The organism is Plantibacter sp. MDV22-iso1, assembly GCF_058408345.1.
Map to the genome: position 1 here is coordinate 456806 of NZ_JBZVDY010000003.1, position 22497 is coordinate 479302.

At 71.6% G+C, this 22497-nt stretch carries 21 protein-coding genes; 3 read left to right on the forward strand and 18 right to left on the reverse strand.

Annotated features, from left to right (window positions below):
- Positions 1 to 20 precede the first annotated feature (20 nt).
- From AC4PMY_RS16890 to AC4PMY_RS16945, 12 genes are all read right to left on the reverse strand, one after another.
- Positions 21 to 1190: a CPBP family intramembrane glutamic endopeptidase gene (locus tag AC4PMY_RS16890; RefSeq protein ID WP_491623247.1), complete on the reverse strand. Its 1170-nt coding sequence runs from the start codon at positions 1188 to 1190 to the stop codon at positions 21 to 23.
- Positions 1191 to 1264: 74 nt separating this feature from the next.
- On the reverse strand, positions 1265 to 2254 hold the full coding sequence (locus AC4PMY_RS16895; protein ID WP_491623248.1) for a LacI family DNA-binding transcriptional regulator: 990 nt from the start codon (positions 2252 to 2254) through the stop codon (positions 1265 to 1267).
- 87 nt (positions 2255 to 2341) lie between these two features.
- Positions 2342 to 3262 (reverse strand): hypothetical protein, encoded by a 921-nt coding sequence (locus tag AC4PMY_RS16900; RefSeq protein ID WP_197479028.1) that lies wholly within the window; start codon positions 3260 to 3262, stop codon positions 2342 to 2344.
- An 84-nt stretch (positions 3263 to 3346) separates the two neighbouring features.
- Complete coding sequence (locus AC4PMY_RS16905) at positions 3347 to 4756, reverse strand: FGGY-family carbohydrate kinase (RefSeq protein WP_197479027.1); 1410 nt, start codon at positions 4754 to 4756, stop codon at positions 3347 to 3349.
- Positions 4757 to 4915: 159 nt separating this feature from the next.
- Entirely contained in the window at positions 4916 to 5971 is a 1056-nt protein-coding gene (locus AC4PMY_RS16910) for a DUF4432 family protein (RefSeq protein ID WP_064294798.1), read from the reverse strand.
- Between the two features lie 55 nt (positions 5972 to 6026).
- Positions 6027 to 6794, reverse strand: a complete 768-nt coding sequence (locus AC4PMY_RS16915) for an SDR family oxidoreductase (protein WP_064294797.1) — start codon at positions 6792 to 6794, stop codon at positions 6027 to 6029.
- Positions 6795 to 6851: 57 nt separating this feature from the next.
- Positions 6852 to 7598, reverse strand: a complete 747-nt coding sequence (locus AC4PMY_RS16920) for an SDR family oxidoreductase (RefSeq protein ID WP_064294796.1) — start codon at positions 7596 to 7598, stop codon at positions 6852 to 6854.
- Positions 7595 to 8437: a class II aldolase/adducin family protein gene (locus AC4PMY_RS16925; RefSeq protein ID WP_491623249.1), complete on the reverse strand. Its 843-nt coding sequence runs from the start codon at positions 8435 to 8437 to the stop codon at positions 7595 to 7597. Before AC4PMY_RS16925 ends, AC4PMY_RS16920 begins: the two co-directional genes overlap by 4 nt.
- A complete protein-coding gene (locus tag AC4PMY_RS16930) occupies positions 8434 to 9915 on the reverse strand; it encodes a rhamnulokinase (protein ID WP_064294794.1) in 1482 nt (493 codons plus the stop codon). Before AC4PMY_RS16930 ends, AC4PMY_RS16925 begins: the two co-directional genes overlap by 4 nt.
- Positions 9912 to 10916 (reverse strand): 1-phosphofructokinase family hexose kinase, encoded by a 1005-nt coding sequence (locus AC4PMY_RS16935; RefSeq protein WP_064294793.1) that lies wholly within the window; start codon positions 10914 to 10916, stop codon positions 9912 to 9914. The genes AC4PMY_RS16930 and AC4PMY_RS16935 overlap by 4 nt, the downstream gene beginning before the upstream one ends.
- Complete coding sequence (locus AC4PMY_RS16940) at positions 10913 to 11698, reverse strand: DeoR family transcriptional regulator (protein ID WP_491623250.1); 786 nt, start codon at positions 11696 to 11698, stop codon at positions 10913 to 10915. The genes AC4PMY_RS16935 and AC4PMY_RS16940 overlap by 4 nt, the downstream gene beginning before the upstream one ends.
- Positions 11695 to 13284 (reverse strand): FGGY-family carbohydrate kinase, encoded by a 1590-nt coding sequence (locus tag AC4PMY_RS16945; protein ID WP_491623251.1) that lies wholly within the window; start codon positions 13282 to 13284, stop codon positions 11695 to 11697. The genes AC4PMY_RS16940 and AC4PMY_RS16945 overlap by 4 nt, the downstream gene beginning before the upstream one ends.
- Positions 13285 to 13416: 132 nt before the next feature.
- Between AC4PMY_RS16945 and AC4PMY_RS16950 the strand changes: the two genes are divergently transcribed.
- Positions 13417 to 14187, forward strand: coding sequence for a DeoR/GlpR family DNA-binding transcription regulator (locus tag AC4PMY_RS16950; RefSeq protein ID WP_491623252.1), 771 nt, complete (start codon positions 13417 to 13419; stop codon positions 14185 to 14187).
- A gap of 55 nt (positions 14188 to 14242) precedes the next feature.
- On the forward strand, positions 14243 to 15061 hold the full coding sequence (locus AC4PMY_RS16955; protein WP_491623253.1) for a class II fructose-bisphosphate aldolase: 819 nt from the start codon (positions 14243 to 14245) through the stop codon (positions 15059 to 15061).
- A gap of 38 nt (positions 15062 to 15099) precedes the next feature.
- On the opposite strand, the gene AC4PMY_RS16960 is transcribed toward AC4PMY_RS16955, so the two are convergent.
- The 6 genes from AC4PMY_RS16960 to AC4PMY_RS16985 all read right to left on the reverse strand — a co-directional run bounded on the left by AC4PMY_RS16960 (position 15100) and on the right by AC4PMY_RS16985 (position 20692).
- Positions 15100 to 15399, reverse strand: a complete 300-nt coding sequence (locus tag AC4PMY_RS16960) for a hypothetical protein (RefSeq protein WP_064294788.1) — start codon at positions 15397 to 15399, stop codon at positions 15100 to 15102.
- A 124-nt stretch (positions 15400 to 15523) separates the two neighbouring features.
- Positions 15524 to 16519 (reverse strand): ABC transporter substrate-binding protein, encoded by a 996-nt coding sequence (locus tag AC4PMY_RS16965; protein ID WP_064294787.1) that lies wholly within the window; start codon positions 16517 to 16519, stop codon positions 15524 to 15526.
- A 70-nt stretch (positions 16520 to 16589) separates the two neighbouring features.
- Entirely contained in the window at positions 16590 to 17675 is a 1086-nt protein-coding gene (locus AC4PMY_RS16970) for an ABC transporter permease (RefSeq protein ID WP_064294786.1), read from the reverse strand.
- Positions 17672 to 18433, reverse strand: a complete 762-nt coding sequence (locus tag AC4PMY_RS16975; protein ID WP_064294785.1) for an ATP-binding cassette domain-containing protein — start codon at positions 18431 to 18433, stop codon at positions 17672 to 17674. Before AC4PMY_RS16975 ends, AC4PMY_RS16970 begins: the two co-directional genes overlap by 4 nt.
- Before the next feature lie 130 nt (positions 18434 to 18563).
- Positions 18564 to 19658 carry a class I mannose-6-phosphate isomerase gene (locus tag AC4PMY_RS16980; RefSeq protein WP_491623254.1) on the reverse strand — a complete coding sequence of 365 codons (1095 nt, stop codon included), beginning with the start codon at positions 19656 to 19658 and terminating at the stop codon, positions 18564 to 18566.
- Positions 19655 to 20692: a LacI family DNA-binding transcriptional regulator gene (locus AC4PMY_RS16985; protein WP_491623255.1), complete on the reverse strand. Its 1038-nt coding sequence runs from the start codon at positions 20690 to 20692 to the stop codon at positions 19655 to 19657. The genes AC4PMY_RS16980 and AC4PMY_RS16985 overlap by 4 nt, the downstream gene beginning before the upstream one ends.
- 356 nt (positions 20693 to 21048) lie before the next feature.
- Between AC4PMY_RS16985 and AC4PMY_RS16990 the strand changes: the two genes are divergently transcribed.
- The gene (locus AC4PMY_RS16990) at positions 21049 to 22257 is read left to right on the forward strand and encodes an HAD-IA family hydrolase (RefSeq protein ID WP_491623256.1); all 1209 of its coding nucleotides are present in this window, start codon (positions 21049 to 21051) and stop codon (positions 22255 to 22257) included.
- The last annotated feature ends 240 nt before the right edge of the window (positions 22258 to 22497 follow it).

Genomic DNA, 22497 nt, shown 5'->3' on the forward strand with positions numbered 1-22497 from the left:
GGCGCGCATGCGTCGGAGGATCAGCTCACGGGCGAGGCGACCTCCGAGCCACGCAGTCCGGGCACCGCACGCTTCCCGAACTGGCCGGTGACGACCAGGATGAGCGCCGTCGCTGCGAGGAGGATCCAGCCCGGCCAGCCGAGCAGGGTGCCGAACACACTGCCGGTGTCCTGCATCGACGTCGGGCTGGCGAACAGCAGCAGTGCCCCGACGGCGGCGTTCACCGCGCCGTGGGCGATCACCGCCGGCCAGACCGAGGCGGAGCGGAGCCGCAACCAGCCGATGAGGACGCCGAGCAGCATGCACCAGCCCACCATCAGGAGCAGGCCGACCAGGTCGGTCCGCTGGTAGTTGTAGCCGAGGAGGATGAGCGGTGCGTGCCACACGCCCCAGATCGCCCCGGACAGCAGGAGGGCGGGCCAGGTGCCGAGCGGCAGGAGGTTCGGCAGCAACCAGCCGCGCCAGCCGAGTTCCTCCCCGAACGCGGACAGCGATGCCACCAGGACGCCGAGGGGCAGGGTGAGGAGCTGGACCAGGGCGACCGTGGTGAGGTCGTCCCGCCCGAGCTCGCCGGCGCCCGAGGCGGTCATGATGGCGGCCAGACCGGACAGGCCGACGAGGTCGAGCTCGATGAGCCCCATGGCCTGCCCGAGCAGCATGGAGCAGAACGCGAGGACGGGGAACCCGACGAGCGCCGCCGCGCAGAGCCCGAGGGTCCGGCCGAGGGGGCGCAGCGGCGCGAGTCCGAGCAGCCGCGGGATGCTCCTCGGCCGGGCGACGAACAGCACCACGACGAGCGCGGCGATGGTCGGGGTGTACATCATGCCGAGGGCGATGAGCTGGAACCAGGGGTTCGCGAGTCCCTCACCCGACAGCCACAGCGGTGCGGCGACGAGCCAGGCGAGGCCGACGGCGAGCACGGTGAAGACCGTGACGGCGACCCACGGGACCCTGGTGGGCAGGATCGGGGCCAGCTCGCGGTTGCGCCGGCGCTCGCGGTCCGCCGCCGACTCCGGCTGCTGCGCGAGCACGGCACGCCCGGCGGCACCGATCACCGGAGCCGCGGCCGGTGCCGGTGCCGGTGCTGGTGCCGGCGATCCGTCGGCGAGCGTCGTCCGGATCGGTCCAGGCGCGGGCTGTCCGATCGGCGCCCAGCCGCCCTCGTTCGGTGTGTCGTCCGGTCGCTGCATGTGATCCCCCGTGGTCGCGAACAGCTTCCCACGCTACGGAGCGACGGCGCGGGGCGCATCCGCCGCCCGGGGGATCACGCGGTGAGGTGACAGCCGCAGGACTCCCGCAGGAGGAGCCCGACGGGGACGACGGTGCTGCGCTCGTGCTCGCCGTCCGCGTCACCGAAGCGGGCGAGCGCCCGGGTGGCGGCCAGGCGGCCCAGGCGTGCCGGGTCCTGTTCGATGACGCTGACCGCCGGATCGAGCTGGTCGGCCATCGGGAAGTCACCGAAGCCGAGCGAGGCGATCCCCCGTGAGCGCAGCGCGGGGACGAGCGCCATCGTCACGCGCGCGTTCGCCGAGAACAGGGCCGTCGGTGGGGAAGCGAGGGCGAGGAGAGCGTCGACCACGGCGGCGGCCGGTCCGCGGTCCGTCGCGTCGAGGCTGACGAGCGCGTCGTCGAGGTCGATCCTGCTCTCGGCGAGCGCCGAACGGTAGCCCTCGAGCCGGCGACGGGTGCTCGGCGGGTGTGCCGAGTCGGCGATGAAGGCGACCCGGGTGTGCCCGTGCTCGAGCAGGTGCCTCGTCGCGAGGTAGGCGCCGCGGTGGTCGTCCTCGACGAAGCTGTCGGCGTCGAGTCCACCGGGGGCGCGGTCGACGAACACGATGGGCGTGTGCTCGGCCCACGGCGCGAGCCACGACTGGTCCTCCGCGACGGGCGCGAGGACGAGCCCCATGAGCTGTGACCGGAGCAGCGAGTCGAGCACGGCACGCTCGCGCGCCGGGTCGTCGCCGATGCTCGTGACGAGGGTGGTGATGCCCGAGACGGAACAGACCTCCTCGACGGCGCGGACGACCGCGGCGAAGAAGGGGTCGACGACGTCCGGGACCGCGACGCCGACGGAGGAGGACCGCCCGGCGCGGAAGGTGCGCGCCAGGACGTTCGGGACGTAGTTCAGCTCCCGCATGGCCGATTCGACCCGCGACCGCGTCTCGGGGAGCACGTGCGGGTCGTCGTTGAACACGCGGGAGACCGTCTTCGAGCTCACTCCGGCGAGGGACGCCACGTCCTGCATCGTGGCCATGGCTGCTCCTCGGGTGGTTCCACCTGCGTGGCGTGGTCGGATCGGGCTGGTTCGCGGGCGGCGACCGAGGACGCCGCCCACGATCCGTCAGCGACCGGCGAGCGCGGTCTCGATGACCTGCTCGAGCTCACGGAGGCGGGGCAGCGCCCGGTTCGTGAGCAGTTCCTCGCGCTTCGCCGACGAGATCGAAAGGCTATCCTTCCACAGCGAGCGACCGGCCATCGCGCCGCCGGCACCGTTCTCGACCGCGGTGCGGACCTGACCGACGAAGGTCTCGTGGTCGACGCCGGCGGACAGCACGGCCCACGGCACGCCGGCAGCGGCCTCGGTCACGGCTGCGGCGGCCTCGGCGGAGCCCGGGTACTGGAGCTTCAGGACCTTGGAACCGGCGGCGACGGAGATCTCCGCGGCGCCGCGCACGAGCTCGGGGAAGATCTCGGCGTAGGCCTCGTCGCTCTCGCCGTCGAGCTGGTACACGAGGATCTCGACGATGAGCAGCACGCCCTCGGCGGTGCACTCCTCCACGAGGCGGGCGATCTCGTCGATGACGACCTGCTCGGCCTCCCGCTGGTCGGAGCGCAGGTAGAAGAGCATCTTGGCGGCGTCGCCACCGAGTTCGCGGACCCGGCGGGCGTCCATGCCGGGGACGTACTTCGTCCGGCGCAGACCGTTCTCGGTGTCGAATCCCGAGGAGTCCATGCCGACGACGAGACCGGTCGTGCGGGAGAGGGTGCGCTCGTCGACGACGAGCGGGAGGGCGACCTCCGGGTCGAGGAGGATGGCGGGTGCGTGGTTGCCGAGGAACCGGACGAGGTCGCTCTTGGCCTCGGCGAGTTCGTCACGGCTGATGCCGGCCGCGCCGTTCGGGGCGTCGGTCATGACGGCCTTCATGCCGTTGCGCTGGTCGCCGGCGACGATGAGCATGCCACCGCCCGGGGTGCTGATCGTGGCCATGGCGCGGCGTTCGAGCGTCGTCAGCTCGTTGGTCCTGGTGGCTACTGCGTTCATGAGGTACTCCTTGTGCTTCGGATGGGGTCTGGTCCCGGCAGCGGTCGCGCCGGGGAGGATCGGTCTGCGTGGTCGGGTGGTCGGTCAGGGATGTGATCGGGAGGTGGCGGGTTCGAGGAGGGCCCCGGCGAAGACGGCTGCGCCGTATGCCGTGTCCTGAGACCGGTGCGACACCTGCACGCCGGGCAGGACGGCCGCTCGGGCGCGTTGCACGGACCGCATGCCGGCCCAGCCGCCAGTGAGCAGCGCCGAGGTGGCCGGGGCGACCTCGCGGTCCATCGCCGCGATGAGCACGGCGAGTTCGTCGTTGCCATGCCGGAGCACCGCTTCGAAGATCTCGGCCGGTCCCGCACCGTCGGCACGGACCGTGAGCTTGAGGACGCCGTCGTCGTTCCGGGCGCCCGCGACCGAGACGTCGCCGTCGCCGAGCAGCCCGCGCGCCGGGAGCGCCATGACCTCGTCGTCCAGGCGGTCGCGCCCTGCGCGGTCGGTCACCCCGACGAGCTGGAGGGTGCGACGCATGAGCAGACCGGTCTTGACGCCGGCGACGAGCACCCAGGTGCCCGGCACGACGTGACGGACGCAGTTGATGAACACCTCGGCGAGCCGCTCGCGGGCGGCGAACGGGAGTGGTTCGTCGAGGCGTCGCAGCAGGACCTCGGCCGTGCCCATCGACACGTGGTACCGCTCGGCGGGGAACGAGCCGGTGGAGACGGCCGACACGAGGTGGTCGTGGCCGGCGACGGTCAGTGCCGCACCGGAGAAGACCGCCGGCACCCACGGACTGCTCGCGGTGCCGAGCGGGGCACCGGCGTCGGTGAACGGCGGGAGGAACGAGGCGTCGACGCCGAGGTGGTCGAGCAGCTCGGGCCACGGCTCACCCGTGTCCTGATCGAGCAGGCCGGTGCGCGACGAGAGCGAGTACTCGGCGGCCTCCTCGCCGCCGAGGGCCGCGACGAGGTACTCCGGCAGGTTGAGCCAGCGCGTCCCGGCGAGGTCGAGTCCGGCGTCACGGAGGTGGAGGAGCTTGACGACCGAGACCTGCACGCCGAGCGGCAGGCCGGTCCGACCGGCGAACTGCTCCGCGATCTCGGCGGGGAGGGCCGCGAGCTGTTCGGCGCCGCGCGGATCGAACCAGGCGATGGCGGGCGCGACGGGCCGGCCGACGGCGTCGAGGACGATCCCGGACTCCCCCATGCCGGAGACGGCGAGCGCCCGAACCCGTGCGGCTGGCCCGAACCGGTCCACGAGTTCCGCACCGACGTGGTCGAGGAGCTCCCGGACGGTGGCGATGAGGGACGCTGCCTCCATCACGGTCGTGCCGCCTGGACCGGCGAGCCACGGGGTGGGCAGCTGGTGGATGAGGACCTCGGCACCGTCGGCGTCGGTCACGAGGATCTTGACGCCGGTGCTGCCGAGGTCGAGGCCGGCGACGAATCGATCCGAGGCCACGGAGGTGACGGCGGTCGAGTCGAGGTTCGCAGCAGGGTGCACGGCGGTGTCCGTTCAGGTTCCGACGTCCGTGTCGGCTTCCGACGATGACTCCATGTCATCGATGTCATGGCGAGCATACCTCGTTCATGTCATCGATGACATACCCGAGCGCGAATTCTTCGGAAACCGGGAACCGGATGGTGACGGAGGCCGGTGGGCTCAGTCGCCGAAGTCGTCGGCCGCCGGCTCGAACACGATCTCGAGGTCGACCTCGAACGACTCCCCGGGCTCCACGATCCAGCCCGCCTTCCCGCGATCCGGACCGGCCGCGTGACTCGGCCAGCAGGTGCCGGGTTCGATGCCGAGGGCGTACGACCCCGCGGCCGTGCTCCGCCACACCGTGAGGAACGGCAACTGCTCCGGTCGGAACCGGACCGTGACCGTGCCGGCCTCGCCCGACAGGGTCGCGATGGACCAGCCGTCGGGCCCGGCGACCGCGTCGAGGGCATCGACCTGCTCGTCGGCCGCCGGCTCGGGCTCGCCGATCACCCGCCGCCAGCCACCGGGGTCCGTGCGTTCGGACCCCGCCCCGCCAGGGACGTCGGCCTCGGCCGCCACGACGGCACCGCCGTGCAGCAGCGGCCAGCCGAGGTTCACGTGGTAGAGCAGGCGCACCGGCTCGGCGACGAACCCCTCGTTCCGGACGACGTCGTGCAGACGGATCCGCGCGACGCCGACCTCCGCTCGGATGTTGCGGGACACCGTGAGGTTCTGTTGGAAGACGGCGCCCTCGCGGAGCAGGCCGCCGACGAGGAGCTCGTACCGGCCCGCCGCGGTCCATCGCCCCTCGCGGCGGGTCACGGTCGCCGGGATGCGATGCGCCCGACCGTGCATCCCGCCGTCCGCCTCCGCGGCCACGCCGACCGCGGCGAGCCCGCAGGTCGTCAGCAGACCGCCCTGCCAGCGACGGGCCCAGCTCTCGGCCTGCGGAGCGGTCGTCGGCGCGACGAAGGACACGACCTCGCCGTTCCAGGAGGCCTCGCCGAGGTCGAGGAACTGGTCGACCTCGACCGTCACCTCGAGTCCGCCGAGGTGGCGCAGTTCGACCTGGCGCCGGCCCGTCGACGGTCCGTCGTCGACGCGGACTGCACGCGGAGCCCACGCACGCTCGACGGCACCGGATCGGGCCTCGACGAAGCGTCGACGCCTGGCGCCCCACACGGCGTCGCGGTCGGCCTGGTCGTCAGGCGTCTGTTCGGGCGGCGTCGTCGTCATTGCGGGTCCTCGGGTCGGTGTGGTCGGGTCGAACGGTTCGGCGGGTGGGGCCGGCTCAGAGGGCGGTGTAGCCGCCGTCGATGACGAGGCTCTGGCCCGTGAGGTACGAGGAGGCGTCGGATGCGAGCAGCAGGACGAGCCCGTGGAGGTCCTCGGGCTGACCCATCCGGCCCGCCGGGATGGCCGCGGTCCACTCGGCGGCCAGGTCGGGGTTCGCCTCGGTGAACTCACGGGTCATGTCCGAGAGGAAGTACCCGGGGGCGATCGCGTTGACGCGGACACCGGAGGGTGCCCACTCGACCGCGAGCGACGACGCGAGGTGACTGACCGCCGCCTTCGACGCGTTGTAGGAGGCCTGGAACTGCGGCTGGTTCACGATGAACGCCGACATCGACGAGATGAAGACCGCCGAGGCGGGCCGGCCCGCGGCGATGGCTCGACGGGCGAAGGACTGCGCGGCGAAGAAGGTGCCGTCGAGGTTCACGGCGAGCACCTTCCGCCAGGTGTCCGCCGGCACGTCGACGCTGTCGCCCCAGATGGTGATGCCCGCCGCGGTCACGAGCAGCGACGGCGCGCCGAGCTCGGCCTCGGCAGCGGCGAAGGCGGCCTCGACGGCGGTGGCGTCGGTGACGTCGACCGCATGCGCCGAGGTGCGGACGCCGTACTCGGACGCCAACCGCTCGGCCGACTCGTGGACGGTCGGCAAGAGGTCGAGCAACGCCACCTGGACGCCCTGCGCGGCGAGCGCCGTGGCGATCGAGTAGCCGAGCCCGCGGGCCCCGCCGGTGATGACGGCCGTACGGCCGTGGAGGTCAGAGAACATGTGTGGTCCTTCGATCGGGGCGGGCTGATGGAGGTGTCGTCGGGCGACGCGAGTCGCTCAGATCTCCTGGTCGGTGGGCAGGATGACGAGGTCGCGGATGGTGACGTGTCGGGGTCTGGTGAGCATGAAGAGCACGGCGTCGGCGACGTCCTCGGAGCGGATGCCGGTGCGTGCGGCGATCTGGTCCTCCACGCCTGAGGCCCCCTCCGCGATCCCCCACAGCTCGTTGAGCACGACGCCGGGGGCGACCGCGCCCATCCGCACCCCGGATCCGACGAGGTTCCGCCGGGTGGTGTGGACGAACGACTGCATGGCGTGTTTCGTCGCGGAGTAGACGGGCTCCCAGTGGATGTCCTGGTGCCCGGACACCGAGCTCGTCACCAGGACGTCGCCCGCACCCTGCTCGACGAGGTGCGGCAGCGCTGCGCGAACCGTCGCCATCGCTCCGAGGACGTTGACGCCGACGAGCTCCTCGATCGCGGTCATCGGGGTGTCGACGACGTCACCACCGACGTAGAGGCCCGCGTTGGCGAGGACGATGTCGAGGCGTCCGAAGGCGGCGAGCGCCAGGGCGACGGCCTGCTCGGACACGGCGGGGTCGGCGAGGTCGCCCGCCAGGAACACGCTCGGTGTCGGCAGGGCGTCGGCGACGGCCGAGAGTCGCTCGGTGGAGCGTCCCACGAGGACCGTGCGCACCCCGGCGGCGGCGAGCGCCTGGGCGTACGAGCGGCCGATGCCCGAGGACGCTCCGGTGATGATCGCGACCTGCCCGGTGAGGTCGGTGGCGCTGGTCGGCTGGCTCATGTCGTGGTCCTTCCGTGCGCCGTCCCGGCGCGGTGGGTCGTGGATTCCTGTGCGGCGAGCGCGGCTCGACGCAGCAGTTCGTCGGGTCTCGTGTCGATGCGTGCGACGGCCTCGTCGCTCAGGTACACCGGCCCGCCCGCGGCGAGCGTTCCGAGGAGCACCTGGGCGACCTTCACGGCCATCTCGGTGATCCGGAGGACCTCGGCCGCACTCGAACCGAGGGCGAACATCCCGTGGTTCTGCAGGTACACGACCTTCGGCACCCGGCCGGTCGTGGCGAGCTGCCCACGGAGCATCCGGCGGACCGTGCGGGCGAGTTCGAGCCCGGGGTCGACGTAGGGCACGAGCAGCGGATCGGTGCCGAGGACCACGATCTGGTCGGGGAAGAGCGAACCGCGGGTCAGGGTGTCGGCCGACGGCGAGCAGAGCAGGGCGTTGACCGGCACGGGGTGGGTGTGGCCGACCGCGACGACGCCGGGCAGGTCGAGGCAGACGGCGTGGAGGATCGCCTCCACCGAGGGGCGCCGACCGTTCCCCGCGAGCGCCGCGGCATCGAACAGCGCGGCCACCTCGGCGTCCCCGCCCGCGTGCGAGTCGACGAGGTCGAGCACCGGTCCGATCGCGAGACGGACCGCGTCGTCGGCGGTCGCCACGGCCATGGACGCGCCGCTCGCCTTCACGAGCATCGTCCGAACACCGTCCTCTGGCAGGAGCAGGGAGGTGTTGCCCTCCGCCAGGAGCGCCCACGCCCGATCGGGGCGGCCGAGGTCGCGCGAAAAGGCGACGAAGCGGTCGAGGAGGTCCGTCTCGGTCTCCGGCTGGTCTATGCGGTCGGTCATGTCGGTGTCCGCTCATGGTCATGGTCATGGTCGTGATCGTCCTGGCCGTGCCGGTAGACCGCGTCGAGCGACGGCGCGTGACGGGCCGCGACGAGTTGCACGGCCAGGTTGCCGAGCGCCGAAGCCTCCGCCGGGCCGACGGTGACCGGAAGACCGGTCCGTGCCGCTGTGCGGGCACACAGGAGCCGGTTGCGCGATCCGCCGCCGACGATGCGGACCGAACGGATCGTCACCCCGGTGATCGCCTCGCAGGCCCGGACCGTCTCGGCGTAGGCGACCGCGAGGCTCTCGACCACGCTGCGCACGGTGTCGCTCCGTCCGCCCGGTGGACGCTGTCCGGTCTCCCGGCAAAGCGTCGCGATGCGTTCCGGCATGTCCCCCGGCACGAGCAGGCGTGGGTCGGCGACGTCGAACACGGCGGGCGTGACGTCCGTGGCCGCGTCTGTTTCTGCCTCCGACACGGCCGCCACGAGTTCGACGAGGTCGACCGCGCTCCCGTCCTCTGCGGACCAGGCGCGGGCGCACTCCGTGAGCAGCCACATCCCCGCCAGGTTGCGGAGGAGCAGGGAGGATCCGGCGGCACCGGCCTCGTTCGTGAAGCCGGCGTCCCGCGAGTGCTCCGTGAGCACCGGCGCCGGCAGGCACACCCCGACGAGGGACCAGCTGCCGCTCGAGACGAGGAGCTCCGCGCCGTCCGGGCGGGCGAAGGCGAGTGCGGACGCGGTGTCGTGCTCCGCGACGCGGTGGACGGGGATCGGCACGCTCGACCCGAGACGCGCGGTGACCTCCGGCGTCGTCGGGCCGGCGACCGTCCCCGGTGCGACCACCGGCGGGAAGTCGAAGCCGTCGAGACCCCAGCGACGGATGAGCTCCGCCGCCCAGTCGCCGGTGCCCTGATCGAGCAGCTGCGTCGTCGAGGCGATCGTGCGCTCCGCTCCGACGACGCCTGTGAGCAGCCACACCCAGAGGTCCGGGACGAGCAACACGGTCGGGCGATCGCCGTCGGCTCGGCGGACGTCGAGCTCCTCGGCACGGGACCGCAGCTGGTAGGAGGTGTTGATGGTCTGCTCCAGCACGCCGGTCACCGCGTAGGCCGTCGCGGCGTCGACGAGCACGGCGGCACGGGCCGGACCGTCGGCGTCGGCGCCGCGGTGGTGCGGCACGGTCGGGAACGCGGTACCGCTGCCGACGCCCACGAGGGCGACATCGACGCCCCAGCTGTCGACCCCGATCCCGTCGAGCACACCGCCCGCGGCCGCTGCGATCCGGACGGCCTCCGCGAGCCCGACGAGGGTCTCCTCGAACAGGCGCTCCGCATCCCACCGGAGTCGACCGTCCTGCGTGATCGGGCCGTTGGGGAACCGGTGCACCTCGGTGAGCGCCAAGCGGCCGTCGGCCCAGCGGCCGAGCATGACGCGACCGCTCGACGCACCGAGGTCCACGGCGGCGTGGAAGCGTGGAACGGCCTGATCGATCATGGCGTCGCCGTCTCGTCGCGTGGCGGCGTGGCCGGCTCGCTCAGCGGTGTCGTCGGGTCGGGGTCCTGGACGGCGACCGGTGTGGTCAGCGCCTCGAGGGAGGTGAGGATGGTCGTCGCGCTCGACACGGCGAGCGCACCCCAGGCGGCGGCCGACGCGACCGCGGCCGCCGGGTCGTCCCGGCCGTCCTCGCCGTGGAGTCCGACGAGGAATCCGGCCAACGAGGCGTCGCCGGCACCGGCGGTGTTCACGACCGTGGCTGCGACGTGCGCGTGCCACAGCCCCGCCGCGGTGCGGAGGAGCGCCCCGTCTGCCCCCATGCTCACGTAGACGAGGTCGCAGCCGGCACGGTGCAGTTCGTCGGCGGCGGACGCGACGTCACCGATCGTCAGCAGCTCACGGCCGGTGAGCTCGGCCAGCTCGTGCGCGTTCGGCTTGAGCAGGTGGACGAGGTCGAGGTTCGCGACGGCGGTCTCGAGCGCCGCACCCGCGGTGTCGACGGCCACGCGCGCTCCCCGGTCACCCGCCTGACGGAGCAACTGGAGGATGTCGACGGGGCCGGTGCTTCCCTGGACCGTCGGGATCGTGCCGGAGAGGACGAGCCAGTCCGCGCCGATCCGGTCGATCTCCGCGCCGGAGGTGGCGACGACGGCGGCCCAGTCCTCGGCACGCAGCGGGATCGCCGGTTCGTTGACCTTGGTCGTCCCGGTCGCCGCGTCCAGGATGGTCGTGTTGACGCGTGTCCGACCGTCGGTCGGAACGACGGCGAGCAACGTCCGGAGCGCCGGGTCGTCGGCGAGGATCCGTCCGTCCGCACCCATCGGCACCACCGCACGGACCGGGAGCGGCGAGAGGGTGACCGCCCGCGCGACGTTGACGCCCTTGCCGCTCAGCTCGGTGGACACGCCCACCGCCCGGTTGACGTCGCCGAGTCGGAGCCCGTCGACGCGGTAGGTCTGGTCGATCGCGGCCGCCGGCGTGACCGTCACGATGCCGCTCATGCGTCCACCCCGACCGTCTCGACGCGGACGCCGGTCGTGAGGAGGGCGTCGAGGGTCGGTTCGTCGACGCCGTGGTGCACCACCGCCACGTCGAGGCGGGCGGCCGGGACGGAGGCCGCGAGGCCGTCGGCGCCGAACGTCGCCGGGTCGGCCAGGAGGATCGCCGCGGAGGCGAGTTCGACCGCGGCCGCGACGACCGCCGCCTCCTCCGGCGAGGCGTGGAGCAGTCGGCCGTCCGCGGAGACACCGAGCGCCTCGACGACCGCGACGTCGAGGCGGAGGCCGGCGAGCTGCTCGCGCGCCCAGGCACCGGTGAGGACGCCGCGCCCGTCCGCCGTTCCGCCGACGAGGTGGACGACGGCCGCTCCCTCGGCAGCGGCCGCGGCCAGGGCGACCGGCACCGAAGCGGTCACGATGACGGTCCCGGCGGTCGTCGCGAGGCCCCCGGCGAGCGCTTCGCAGGCTGAGCCCGCGCCGAGGAAGACCGCTGAGCCCGGGTCGACCAGGGTCAGCGCCCGCGCGGCGAGCGTACCGGACACTCCGGAGTCCTGGCCCGGGTCGAGGTCGGTGCGCACCGCCCCGCCGTGCGCGCGTCGGAGGCGTCCGTCGAGTTCGAGCACGCGGAGGTCGCGCCGGATCGTCTCCTCGGTCACACCGAGGTCCACTGCGAGCACGCCGACTTCGACCCGCCCGTCCTGGTCGAGTCGGGTGAGGATCTCCCGACGCCGGTCGTCCACCGGACTGGACGTGGCCGTCCCGCGGCCGCCGACGGACGCGCTCATCGTTCCACCCCGGCACGGTCGTCGCGTTCCCACGCCGGACCGTCCGGGATCGACTCCTCAGCCCGTCGTCGCCACCAGGGGACGAGGGCATCGACGAGCTCGTCGAACGCGGTTCCGACCCCCGCCCAGTACGCCGCCGAGGCGTCCGTCGGCAGGACGGCGGGTGCGTGTCGGACGACGTCGTGCTGGGCCTGTTCCACCGACGGCAGGAGTCCGATGGCGACCCCGGCGACGATCGCGGCGCCGAGGGCTCCGGCCTCCTCGGAGTCGACGACCGTCACGGGCGCCCGGAGGGCGTTGGCCACGAGTTGCACGTACAGCGGCGACCGCGCGAGGCCGCCGCCGAGGACGATCGGCTCGTCCCACCGGAACCGTTCGCCGAGCGCCCGGGTGTGCCAACGGTGCATGAGCACGATGCCCTCGAGGGCTCCGCGCAGGACGTGTGCCCGGGTGTGCCAGTCTCGGACGCCGACGAGGGTGGCCGACGCCTCGGCGCCGAGCGGCGAGTCCGATTGGAAGGGCAGGACGAGCGGCACCTGCTCCTCCGGAAGGAGTGCTGCTGCCTCGGCGATCAGCGCGTCGCGGCCGGTGGCGTCGGTCACGCCCAGGAGCCGGAGCGTCCAGTCGAAGGAGGGCGATGCCGTCGCCGAGGTGGACATCGCGATCCGCAGGTCCGGGGTGATCGAGAGGCGGGACTGCCACCGCGGGTCCACGTCGGGCTGGGTCGTCGTCACGCCGTTCGTGCTGAACGAGCCGGCCACGAGGGCGAGCCGCCCGGGGACGAGCGCTCCCATGCCGATCGACGAGGCCTGCACGTCGTGGAGTCCCGACACGACCGGCGTCCCGGCGACGAGGCCCGTGACCGCGGCGGCCGCCGGCAGCACCGACCCGACGATCGTGCCGCTCGGGTTGATCGGCGGCAGCAGACGGAGCAGTTCGGCGGGCAGGCCGTAGGCGTCGAGGACCTCGGCGCTCCAGGTGGCGGTCCCGACGTCGAGGAAGGAGGCGCAGGCGTCGGAGTAGTCGGTGGAGATCTCGCCGGTGAGCCGCAGGCGGACCACGTCCTTGCAGAAGAGCATCGCGTCTGCCTGCTGGACACGCTCCGGGTCGTGGCGGAGCAGCCAGCGGAGGAGGTTGCCGGCGGCACCCGGCGTCGGCAGCTGTCCGGAGCGTTCGAGCACCACGCGCAGCCGGTCGGGATCGGAGGCGAGTTCGGCGGCCTCGACGTGCGCCCGGGAGTCCATCGCCGTGATGGCCGGGCCGACCGGCGCTCCGGCGGCGGTCACGAGGTGCAGGCCGTCGCCGTGGCCGGTGATCCCGACGGCGGCGACCAGGCTCGGGTCGACACCCGACGTCGCCATCACCTCCGACACCGCGTCGGCGACCGCGGCCCACAGGTCGTCCTGCGACCGCTCGGCGTGCCGGGCGACCGGGCGGTCGACGGGGCTCGCGCGCCGAGCGACGGCGACCGGGTGCAACCGCTCGTCGTGCAGGACGGCCTTGACGGCGGTCTGCCCGACGTCGATCCCGAGGAGGAACCGCGACCTCGACTCGTGGGGTGCGCTGTGCGGCCCGTGCTCAGCCATCGGCGGCCTTCCGTTCGTCGTCATCGTCGTCGTCGGGTGCGCCCGATCATGTTGATCTTCGCACCGATCCCACCGAATCGGAAGGGATATCGGACAGATTCGGATACGCTGGCCAGACCGGACGGAGCAGTCATGTACCCAGCAGAGCGTCACGCCGCGATCCTCGCGGGTGCCCGCGACGGCGACGGCGCCCTGTCGGTCGCCGAGCTGAGCAGCCGACTCGGCGTCACGCCGGAGACCATCCGTCGCGACCTCGCGGTACTCGAGCGACAGGGGCTCATCCGCCGCCACCATGGTGGCGCGGTCCTCGCCCGGCGACCCGCGTTCGAGCCCAGCCTCCAACGACGCCGCGAAGGCGAGCGCATCGAGCGCGCTGCCGTCGCGCGGCTCGTCGTCGAGCAGCTCCCCGAGGAGGGAGTGGTCCTCCTCGACTCCGGTGCGATGACCCTGGAGGTCGCCGCACTCCTCCCCCACGCCAGCCGACTCCTCGTGGTGACGAACAGCCTGCCGATCGTCGCCCTGCTCGGTGACCGGCCGCGACTCACCGTGCTCGCCCTGCCGGGGCGGGTCCGCGCCGTCACCCAGGCGACCGTCGGCGCGTGGACCGTCGAACGGCTGTCGGGGCTCCACGCCGACGTCGCCGTCCTGGGCGCCAACGGGGTGGGGCTCACCTCGGGCGCCACGACGACCCTGCCCGAGGAGGCCGAGGTGAAGCGGGCGATGCTCGACATCTCCAGACGACGCATCCTCGCCGTCACCGCCGCGAAGTTCGGCACCACCTCGTTCCACCGGGCCGCGGGACTCGACGAGTTCGACCAGATCGTGACCGACGACGGGCTCGACCCGGACACCGTCGACGCACTCGCCGAGAGCGGACCCGAGCTGCTGCTGGCCACCACCTGACCATCCCCACCGGCACCGGGTCGATCGTCCCGCGTGCACCCCGAGAGGAACCATCATGACGCTCGTCTCCACCGCCGTGCTCCTCGACGCGCAGCGCGCCGTCCTCGCCTTCAACGTCATCCAGCTCGAACACGGCGAGGCCATCCTCCGCGGCGCCGAGCTCGCGGGCCGGGGTGTGATCCTGCAGGTGTCCGAGAACGCGGCGAGGTACCACGGCGGCCTCGCGCCGATCGGGCTCGCGAGTCTGGAGCTCGCCCGCGAGGCCGGCACCGCGACCGCCGTGCACCTCGACCACGCCGAGGACGAGACGCTCGTCGACGAGGCGGTGCGTCTCGGTTTCACCTCGGTCATGTTCGATGCGGCCACCCTCCCCGACGAGGAGAACCGCGAGCGCACCGCAGTGGTCGCCCGCGCGGCTCAGGCGCAGGGCGTGTGGGTCGAGGCGGAACTCGGGGCGATCGGCGGGAAGGGGGGCGCACACACGCCCGGCGTCCGGACCGACCCCGGTGAGGCTGCGGCGTTCGTCGCGGGCACCGGCGTCGACGGCCTCGCGGTCGCGGTCGGCAGCTCGCACGCGATGACGTCGCGGAGCGCGACCCTGGACTTCGGCCTCATCCGCGAACTCGCGTCGGCCGTCCCCGTCCCGCTCGTCCTGCACGGTTCGAGCGGCGTGAGCGACGAGGACCTCGTGCGGGCGGTGGACGCGGGCATGCGCAAGATCAACATCTCGACCCACATCAACGGCGTCTTCACCCGAGCCGTCCGTGAGCACCTCGACGCGACCCCCTCGCTCGTCGATCCGCGGAAGTACCTGGGGCCCGCGCGCGGCGCCGTCGCCGCCGAGGTCGCGCGCCTCCTCACCCTCGTCGCCTAGGACTCGTCGCCGACCCGACCGTCAGTCGATCGAGTCGTTCACAGCCAGTGGACGATGTCCGGGTCCAGGCGGATCCCGCCGAGGCCCTCGGTGGTGGTGACGCCGTCCGCGAACCGGATCACCACGGCCGGTCCCTCCATCCGCACGTACTCGGCCCGGAGCCCGATTCGGAACGGGACGTCGGTCGACGCGCTGACCGCATGGCTCGCGCGTTCGGGGACCGTGATGACCAGGCGGTGGGCTCGCCCCGCCGCATCGACGACCTCCGCCTCGATCCGTCCCGGAGCATCGTCGGACAGCCGGCGCACCGCGGTCGCCGCGACGATCACCTGGGTCATGTCGCGATTCTCGCACCCCGTGGAGGGTGGCGTCGAGGCAGGGCGGACCGGACACAGCGCGACGGCGCCGGAGCTCGATGCTCCGACGCCGTCGCGGTCTGGTGATGCGGAGTGGCCGGAAGGCCTAGCCGCACTTGGACTGGTAGACGGCATCCTTCGCGTCGCCGTCGACGTTGTCCTTGGTGATGATGGTGAAGCCGGTCTGGATCTTGGCCTCGACCTTGTCGCCGTTCAGCGCAGCGATCGCCTGGGCGACACCATCGGAACCGATGGTGGCCGGCTCCTGAGCGACGAGCGCCTGGACGGTGCCCTCCTTCAGCTGCTTGACCTGGGCGGGACCCGCGTCGAACCCGACGATGGTGACCGAGTCCTCCTTGCCGGCCTGCTTGACACCGGTCGCGGAACCTTCGGCCGCGAACAGGTTCGCTGCGAAGATGCCCACGATGTCGGGGTCCTTCTGGAGCGCCGCGGTCACGATCTCGGCAGCCGTGGACGGCTCGTTGTGGCTGTACTGCACGCCGAGGTCGGTGAACTTGTCATCGCCCTTGACCGCTTCCTGGAAGCCCTCGGCACGGGCGTCCGTGGTCGAGATGCCGGGGTCGACCGAGACCACGAGGACCTTGCCGCCCTCAGGGTGCGCTTCCTTGATCGCGTCGAACGCCGCAGCGCCGCCGCCCTTGTTGTCGCTCGAGATCTGCGAGACCGCGAACGACGGGTCGTCGACGGTGGTGTCGACGAGGACGACCTTGATGCCCGCGTCGGCCGCAGCCTTCAGCGGGGCCTCCATGGCCTTCACGTCGGTCGGGGCGACCAGGATCGCGTCCGGCTTCGAGGCGACGACCGAGTCGACGAGCGGCTTCTGCAGCGTCGGGTCGAACTTCTCCGGACCCTGGGTCGTGACCGTCGCGCCGGCATCCTTCGCCGCCGATTCGATACCGCACTGCATCGAGATGTAGAACTCGTCGCCTGCGACGCCCTGGATGAACGCGATCTTGTAGCCGTCGGAACCTGCGCCTGCGCTGCTGCCGCCCGAGCTCGCGCCACCGGAACACCCGGTGAGCATGAGGCCTGCCGACGCGCCGAGCGCGAGGACTCCGAGAACTGACTTCTTCCACTTCATTGTGATTTCCCGTTTCTCTTGAACTGCTGGACTACTGGGATGGTGCGGGGGGTGTTGATCTGTGTAGGGGTTATTTCTTCTTCCTGCTGACGAGGGCTCGCCAGAAGCTCGTGGATCCACCGCGGGCTGCGGAGGAACGGCGGACCTGGTCGACGTAGACGGCCAGGATGAGGACGGCGCCGACCGCGACCTGCTGCCAGAAGGGCTGCACGCCGGTGATGACGAAGCCGTTCTGGAGGACGGCGGGGATGAACAGACCGACGACGGTGCCGAAGATCGTCCCGTAGCCACCGAAGAGCGAGGTGCCACCGATGACGACCGCGGCGATGACGTTCAGGTTCGTCTGCGACTGACCGGCGATCGCGGTGGTGCCGAACTGCGACAGCGACAGGATGCCGGCGAGACCCGCGAGGCCACCCGAGATCGCGTAGATGCGGATGAGGTGACGGTCGACCTTCACGCCGACGCGTCGTGCCGCCTCCTCGCTCGAGCCCACCGCGTAGGTGTACAGGCCGAACTTCGTCTTGTGGAGGACGAGCGCACCGATGATGACGACGACGAGGGCGATGACCGAGATGATCGGGACTGCGCCGAAGATGTTGCCGTACCCGATCGAATCGGTGAGGACCGACGGCACCTCGCGGATGTCGACGCCGCCGGTGAGGATCTGGGCGAGGCCGAGCGCCATGCCGAGGCTACCGAGGGTGACGATCAGCGGCGGCACCTTCGCTTTGGAGATGAGGATGCCGTTGAAGGTACCCCAGAGGATGCCGACGCCGATCGACACGAGGATGCCGACGATCGCGGTCCCCCAGTCGTCGCCGCCCATGGCCCGCATCGTCGTCGCGGACACGACGCCCGAGAAGACGAGGACGGAGCCGATCGAGAGGTCGATGCCGGAGGTGATGATGACGTAGGTCATGCCGACGCCGAGCACCGCGAGGATGGAGGCGTTCTGCACGACGAGCCGCAGGTTGGACAGCTGCGCGAAGGTGTCGGGTGCGATCGCGGAGAAGATCGCGATGACGACGAGGAGGACGATGAAGATCTGGAAGGCCTGAGCCTTAAAGAGCTTCTTGATCGGGGTCTCCCGGTCCTTGGCCGTCTCGATGGCGGTCGTCTCCGGCCCCATCTCGGCCTGCTTCACCGCGCTCATGCGACGTTCCTCGTGCTGGCACCGGTCATGAGACCGACGAGTTCTTCCATGTTCGTGTCCTTCGTGTCGACCGTCGCCGCGCGGTGGCCGAGCCGCAGCACCTGCACGCGGTCGGACACCTCCATGACGTGCGGCATCGAGTGGCTGATGAAGACGACCGCGATGCCCTTGTCGCGCACGCGGCGGATCGTTTCGAGCACGTTCTTCGTCTGACGGACGCCGAGGGCGGCCGTCGGTTCGTCGAGGAAGACGACCTTGTTGGCCCAGTGCACCGCACGGGCGATGGCGATCGCCTGGCGCTGCCCACCGGACATCGCGCCCACCGGGTCGGTGAGCGAACGGACGGTCGCGCCGAGTTCGTCGAAGGCGTGACGCGACTGCTTGCTCATCTCCTTGACGTTCATGAGGCCGAGCAGGCCGCCGAGGCCCGGCCGCATGATCTCGCGGCCGAGGTAGACGTTCTGCACGGGGTCGAGGTGGGGCGCGAGTGCGAGGTCCTGGTAGACCGTCTCGATGCCGAGCGCACTCGACTGCATGGGCGAGGTGAGGGTGATCGGTTCGCCTTCGAACCTGATCACGCCGCTGTCGACCGCGAGGTTGCCGGAGAGTGCCTTGACCAGGGTGGACTTGCCTGCGCCGTTGTCGCCGATGAGGGCGGTGACCTCGCCGGGGTAGACCTCGAAGTCCGCCTCGTCGAGGGCGCGGACGTGCCCGAACTGCCGGGTGAGGCCTCTGGCCTCCAAGACGGGAGTCGTCATGTCGTTCTCGTTCCTTTCCAGCCGGCCCCGGTGGACGGGTCCGGCGTGTGGTGGCTGTCGTACCGCCGTTCGGGGCGGTGGTGTGTGGTGCGCTGCTGCGTGATCTCGGGTCCTGCGTCGAGGGGTGGCGTCATCGGATGTCTCCCGACGCGAGGGTCGCCGGCCAGCCCGCACCGGGTCCGGCGACGAGCACCGTGCCCGAGCCGCTGACGGTCCAGGGCCCGAACCCGGCCGGGACGGCGAAGACCTCCCCGGCTGCGAAGTCGACGGCCTCGGCGCCGGCCTCCGGGACCAGCGCGCCTGCGCCGGTGAGCGCGAGTGCGACCGAGAAGCCGGCGTCCACGGATGCGCTGCCGTCGGTGCCGGGCGCCACGGCGAAGAGCTGGAAGTAGGGGTCGGCGGCCGCGGGCAACAACGAGACCGGTGCATCCGTCCGGGCGTCGAGGTCGTGCAGCACGACGAGGTGTTCGATCTCGGACTGCGGGAGCGCCTTCGTCGACACCGCGCCCATCACGGTCTCGAACCCGAGGCCGAGGTGGGACTCGTCGCGCGTCGAGGTCGTGACCGACCACTCCAGGAGGATGGAGAGGTCGGTCGGTTCCTGCACCTCCGCGAGGAAGATGCCGCCGTCGATCGCGTGGGCCGTGCCGGCCGGCACGAGAATGCCCATGCCGCGCTCGACGACGATCCGGTTCATGTGCGACAGCATCCACTCGCTGTCCTGGGCGTCGCGACGGCGGTCGAGTTCGTCGGGTTCGACGTCCTCGCTCCATCCGAGGTGGACCGCCGAACCGGGCTCGGCGTCGAGGATGAACCAGGCCTCCGTCTTGCCGTAGGCGCAGTCGAGGTGGGAGGCGGCGAACGCTCGATCCGGGTGGACGTGGACGGGGAGTCGCTGACGGGCGTCGAGCAGCTTGACGAGGATGCCGGTGTCGGCCGCGTCGGTGCCGTGGTCCTGTCCTGCCCCGGTCCACTGCTCGGGGTCGGCCGCGACGAGGTCTCGGAGGAGGACGCCGTCGACGGTGCGGGCGAGTCCGATGGCGCCGCCGGGCTCCTGGTCGGCGCGGCTCACGGTCGCTCCGAGCCACTCCTCCGGCTGGAACTCGCTCTGCTGCTCGATACCGCGCAGGCCGGCGATGCGGTCGCCGCCGCGGTAGAAGTGCTCGATGAGGTTCGGCGCGAGTCGCGTCGGCTGGGCGAGCCTCGTGGGCTGGGTCGTGCTCATGCTGCTGGTCCTCCGACCATGCTCGTGGTGGACGCGGTGCGTGCGTCCACGGTGTGACGCGGCGCCGGGCCTGGGATCTCTCCGGAACCACGCGACACCAGGGAGGTCGGGACGACCCACTCGCGCGGTTCGTCGGCAGGTGATTCGCGCAGTTCGAGGAGTCGCTCGATCGCGGCGGTGCCGATGACGAACGGATCCTGGTTGATGCAGCTGACGGCCGGCCGCAGGACGTCGGCGAGGGTGAAGTCGCCGAACGCGATGTGCGCCGTCTCCTCGCGCCCGATGCGGTGCAGGGAGCTCGTCAGACCGATCGCCGCCTTCGCGTTCGACGCGAAGAACGCGGTGGGCGGGTCCTCGAGCCCGAGCAGGCGCTCCGTCTCGGCGGCGTAGTCGAGCGAGCCGTCGATGGTCCAGGAGACGAGTGACGGGTCGAGGTCGATCCCCGCCTCGGCGAGGACGTCGGTGTAGCCCCGGTAGCGCCGACGGATGGTGAGGAAGCGTTCGTCCCGGTCGTAGAAGGCGATGCGGGTGTGGCCGAGCTCGACGAACTGGCGGATAGCGAGCTGGGTGGCGGCGTAGTCGTCGACCACGACGCTGTCGAAGGCGGCGAGCGGACGGTCGACGGCCACGACGGGCGTCACGTTCCGGAACGCCTCGAGGTAGGGCAGCTCCGCGGCGACCGGGGCGATGATGACGCCGGCGACCTGGTGGCCGGCGATGAACCCGGTGAGCTGGTCGCGCTCGCGCCCCTCGTCGAGCCCGGTGCTCGCCACGAGGACGCTCAGGCCCTCCTTGAGCGCGCGGGCCTCGATGGCGCTCACGAGCGAGGCGAAGAACGGGTCGGCGAGCGAGTCGATGAGGACGCCGATCGCGCCGCCGGTGCCGGACTTCAGCGAGCGGGCGGCCGTGTTGGGCACGTACCCGAGGCGATCGATCGCCTCGAGCACGCGGCTTCGGGTCTCGGGGTGCACGGACGGTTCGCCGTTCACCACCCGCGAGACGGTCTTGATGCTGACGCCGGACTGCGCAGCCACATCCTTGATCCCGGGCGGCCGCATCAGCGGGTCCCCCTGACGGGAAGCGGAACGGGCCGGACGTCGCAGCCGGCCTGGAGCGACGGGACGTGCGCACGTGTCCGGATCGGACTGGTCGCGGTGATCGCGGGGTTGCAGGTGCCCATGGGCTCCACCTCCTGACAGCGTTGTCATCGGTCGGGGTGGTGCAGCTGCAGAACCCCGTCGTTCCTTCGTGCGCCTATACTGACCGCAGACCGACAACGTTGTCAAGCAACGTTGTCTGAAAGAGATCAAATTCATTTGGAACTTGCATCGAAGAGGCGTTCAGCCCCCTCGGATGCGGGTCGCCATCCCGGAATCATCGAGGAGTCAGCGTGATCGTCGTCGTCGCAGGAGCAGCCGGAAGCGGCAAGACCACCCTCGGACGTGAGCTCGCCCGGGCCCTCCGACTCCCGCTCCTCGACCTCGACACCATCACCAATCCGTTGCTCGACGGTCTCGGTGCGTTGACCGATCCCGACGGTGCCGAACCGCTCCACTGGAACGACGCGAAGCTGCGCCCGACCATGCGTCCGGCACGGTACGCGGCCCTCCGAGCGGTCCTCGCCGACCAGCGCGACAGCGGTGTCGGCGCGGTGCTCGTCGCCCCCTTCACCGCGGAACTCCGCGGCGGCGCCGAATGGGACGCGCTCGTCGAGGCGGCAGGGATCGTCCCGAAGGTCGTCTGGCTGCGCGCCGATGCAGCCACGCTCGCAGCCCGCCGGGCCGAACGCGGTGCCGAGCGGGACACGCACATCGTGGACCCGTCGACCGACACCCCACCCGCCATCGAGCATCTGTCGATCGAAGCGGCGTTGTCCACCTCGCAGCAGCTCGCCGCCGTCCAACGCGCGCTCGGCCTCGGACGGACCATCGAGGCCTCCGCACCGATCTTCGACCAGGTCTTCGCCGCAGGACTCTTCGACCTCGACGGGACCCTCATCGACTCGACGCCGGCCGTGAACCGGTCATGGGCGCAGCTCGCCCGCGAATACGGTCTCGAGGGCGACCTGCTCGCCGCGGGACATGGCCAGCCCGCCGCCCAGGTGCTCGCCGCGATCTTCCCACCCGAGCAGGTCGCCGAAGCACTCGCACGGATCATCGAGATCGAGGCCGACGAGGTCGCCGACGTCATCGCGCTCCCGGGGGCGGCGGAGGCACTGGCGGCGCTCAGCGACGACGCGAAGGCGATCGTCACGAGCGGCACGAGGCTCATCGCCGGCAACCGGATCACGGCCGCCGGGCTCGTGCGGCCGGAGGTCGTCGTGACCTTCGACGACGTCACGAAGGGCAAGCCGGACCCCGAACCGTTCCTGCTCGGCCGCACCCGGCTGGGCATGGAGTCGCAGCCGTGCGTCGTGTTCGAGGACGCGCCCGCCGGGCTCGCCGCAGCGCGCGCCGCCGGCTGCTGGACGGTCGGCATCGCTGGGACGCACGAGGCGCACGAACTCGATGCGGACCTCGTGATCGACGGTCTCTTCCAACTGCGGCTCGAGCCGGTCACCGAGGGTGGGTTCCGGCTCGTCCCGGCGTCGCTCGACTGAGCAGCGCCCTCTGAGCGCGTCGGAACAGCCCGAGGCTGTCGATACTCTTCGGCAACCGCGGAGTCCCGTTCCCTGAGCCTGTCGAAGGGCACTCCGAGCAAGCATCAACTGTTGGACAAAATCCCAGATCAAAAGCTAATTCTTTGGCCGTTCTAGTGTCAGTGGTCCGTGTTTGGATGGACCTATGACCAGCACCGCACCGAACCCGCTCACCGCCGCCGCGGCCGGGTTCGATGCGCT

What these genes read in the sequence shown, in the direction of transcription:
- AC4PMY_RS16890 (WP_491623247.1), bottom strand. Translation starts at nt 1,190, where the DNA reads ATGCAGCGACCGGACGACACACCGAACGAGGGCGGCTGGGCGCCGATC.
- AC4PMY_RS16895 (WP_491623248.1), bottom strand. Translation starts at nt 2,254, where the DNA reads ATGGCCACGATGCAGGACGTGGCGTCCCTCGCCGGAGTGAGCTCGAAG.
- AC4PMY_RS16900 (WP_197479028.1), bottom strand. Translation starts at nt 3,262, where the DNA reads ATGAACGCAGTAGCCACCAGGACCAACGAGCTGACGACGCTCGAACGC.
- AC4PMY_RS16910 (WP_064294798.1), bottom strand. Translation starts at nt 5,971, where the DNA reads ATGACGACGACGCCGCCCGAACAGACGCCTGACGACCAGGCCGACCGC.
- AC4PMY_RS16915 (WP_064294797.1), bottom strand. Translation starts at nt 6,794, where the DNA reads ATGTTCTCTGACCTCCACGGCCGTACGGCCGTCATCACCGGCGGGGCC.
- AC4PMY_RS16920 (WP_064294796.1), bottom strand. Translation starts at nt 7,598, where the DNA reads ATGAGCCAGCCGACCAGCGCCACCGACCTCACCGGGCAGGTCGCGATC.
- AC4PMY_RS16925 (WP_491623249.1), bottom strand. Translation starts at nt 8,437, where the DNA reads ATGACCGACCGCATAGACCAGCCGGAGACCGAGACGGACCTCCTCGAC.
- AC4PMY_RS16930 (WP_064294794.1), bottom strand. Translation starts at nt 9,915, where the DNA reads ATGATCGATCAGGCCGTTCCACGCTTCCACGCCGCCGTGGACCTCGGT.
- AC4PMY_RS16935 (WP_064294793.1), bottom strand. Translation starts at nt 10,916, where the DNA reads ATGAGCGGCATCGTGACGGTCACGCCGGCGGCCGCGATCGACCAGACC.
- AC4PMY_RS16940 (WP_491623250.1), bottom strand. Translation starts at nt 11,698, where the DNA reads ATGAGCGCGTCCGTCGGCGGCCGCGGGACGGCCACGTCCAGTCCGGTG.
- AC4PMY_RS16945 (WP_491623251.1), bottom strand. Translation starts at nt 13,284, where the DNA reads ATGGCTGAGCACGGGCCGCACAGCGCACCCCACGAGTCGAGGTCGCGG.
- AC4PMY_RS16950 (WP_491623252.1), top strand. Translation starts at nt 13,417, where the DNA reads ATGTACCCAGCAGAGCGTCACGCCGCGATCCTCGCGGGTGCCCGCGAC.
- AC4PMY_RS16955 (WP_491623253.1), top strand. Translation starts at nt 14,243, where the DNA reads ATGACGCTCGTCTCCACCGCCGTGCTCCTCGACGCGCAGCGCGCCGTC.
- AC4PMY_RS16960 (WP_064294788.1), bottom strand. Translation starts at nt 15,399, where the DNA reads ATGACCCAGGTGATCGTCGCGGCGACCGCGGTGCGCCGGCTGTCCGAC.
- AC4PMY_RS16965 (WP_064294787.1), bottom strand. Translation starts at nt 16,519, where the DNA reads ATGAAGTGGAAGAAGTCAGTTCTCGGAGTCCTCGCGCTCGGCGCGTCG.
- AC4PMY_RS16970 (WP_064294786.1), bottom strand. Translation starts at nt 17,675, where the DNA reads ATGAGCGCGGTGAAGCAGGCCGAGATGGGGCCGGAGACGACCGCCATC.
- AC4PMY_RS16975 (WP_064294785.1), bottom strand. Translation starts at nt 18,433, where the DNA reads ATGACGACTCCCGTCTTGGAGGCCAGAGGCCTCACCCGGCAGTTCGGG.
- AC4PMY_RS16980 (WP_491623254.1), bottom strand. Translation starts at nt 19,658, where the DNA reads ATGAGCACGACCCAGCCCACGAGGCTCGCCCAGCCGACGCGACTCGCG.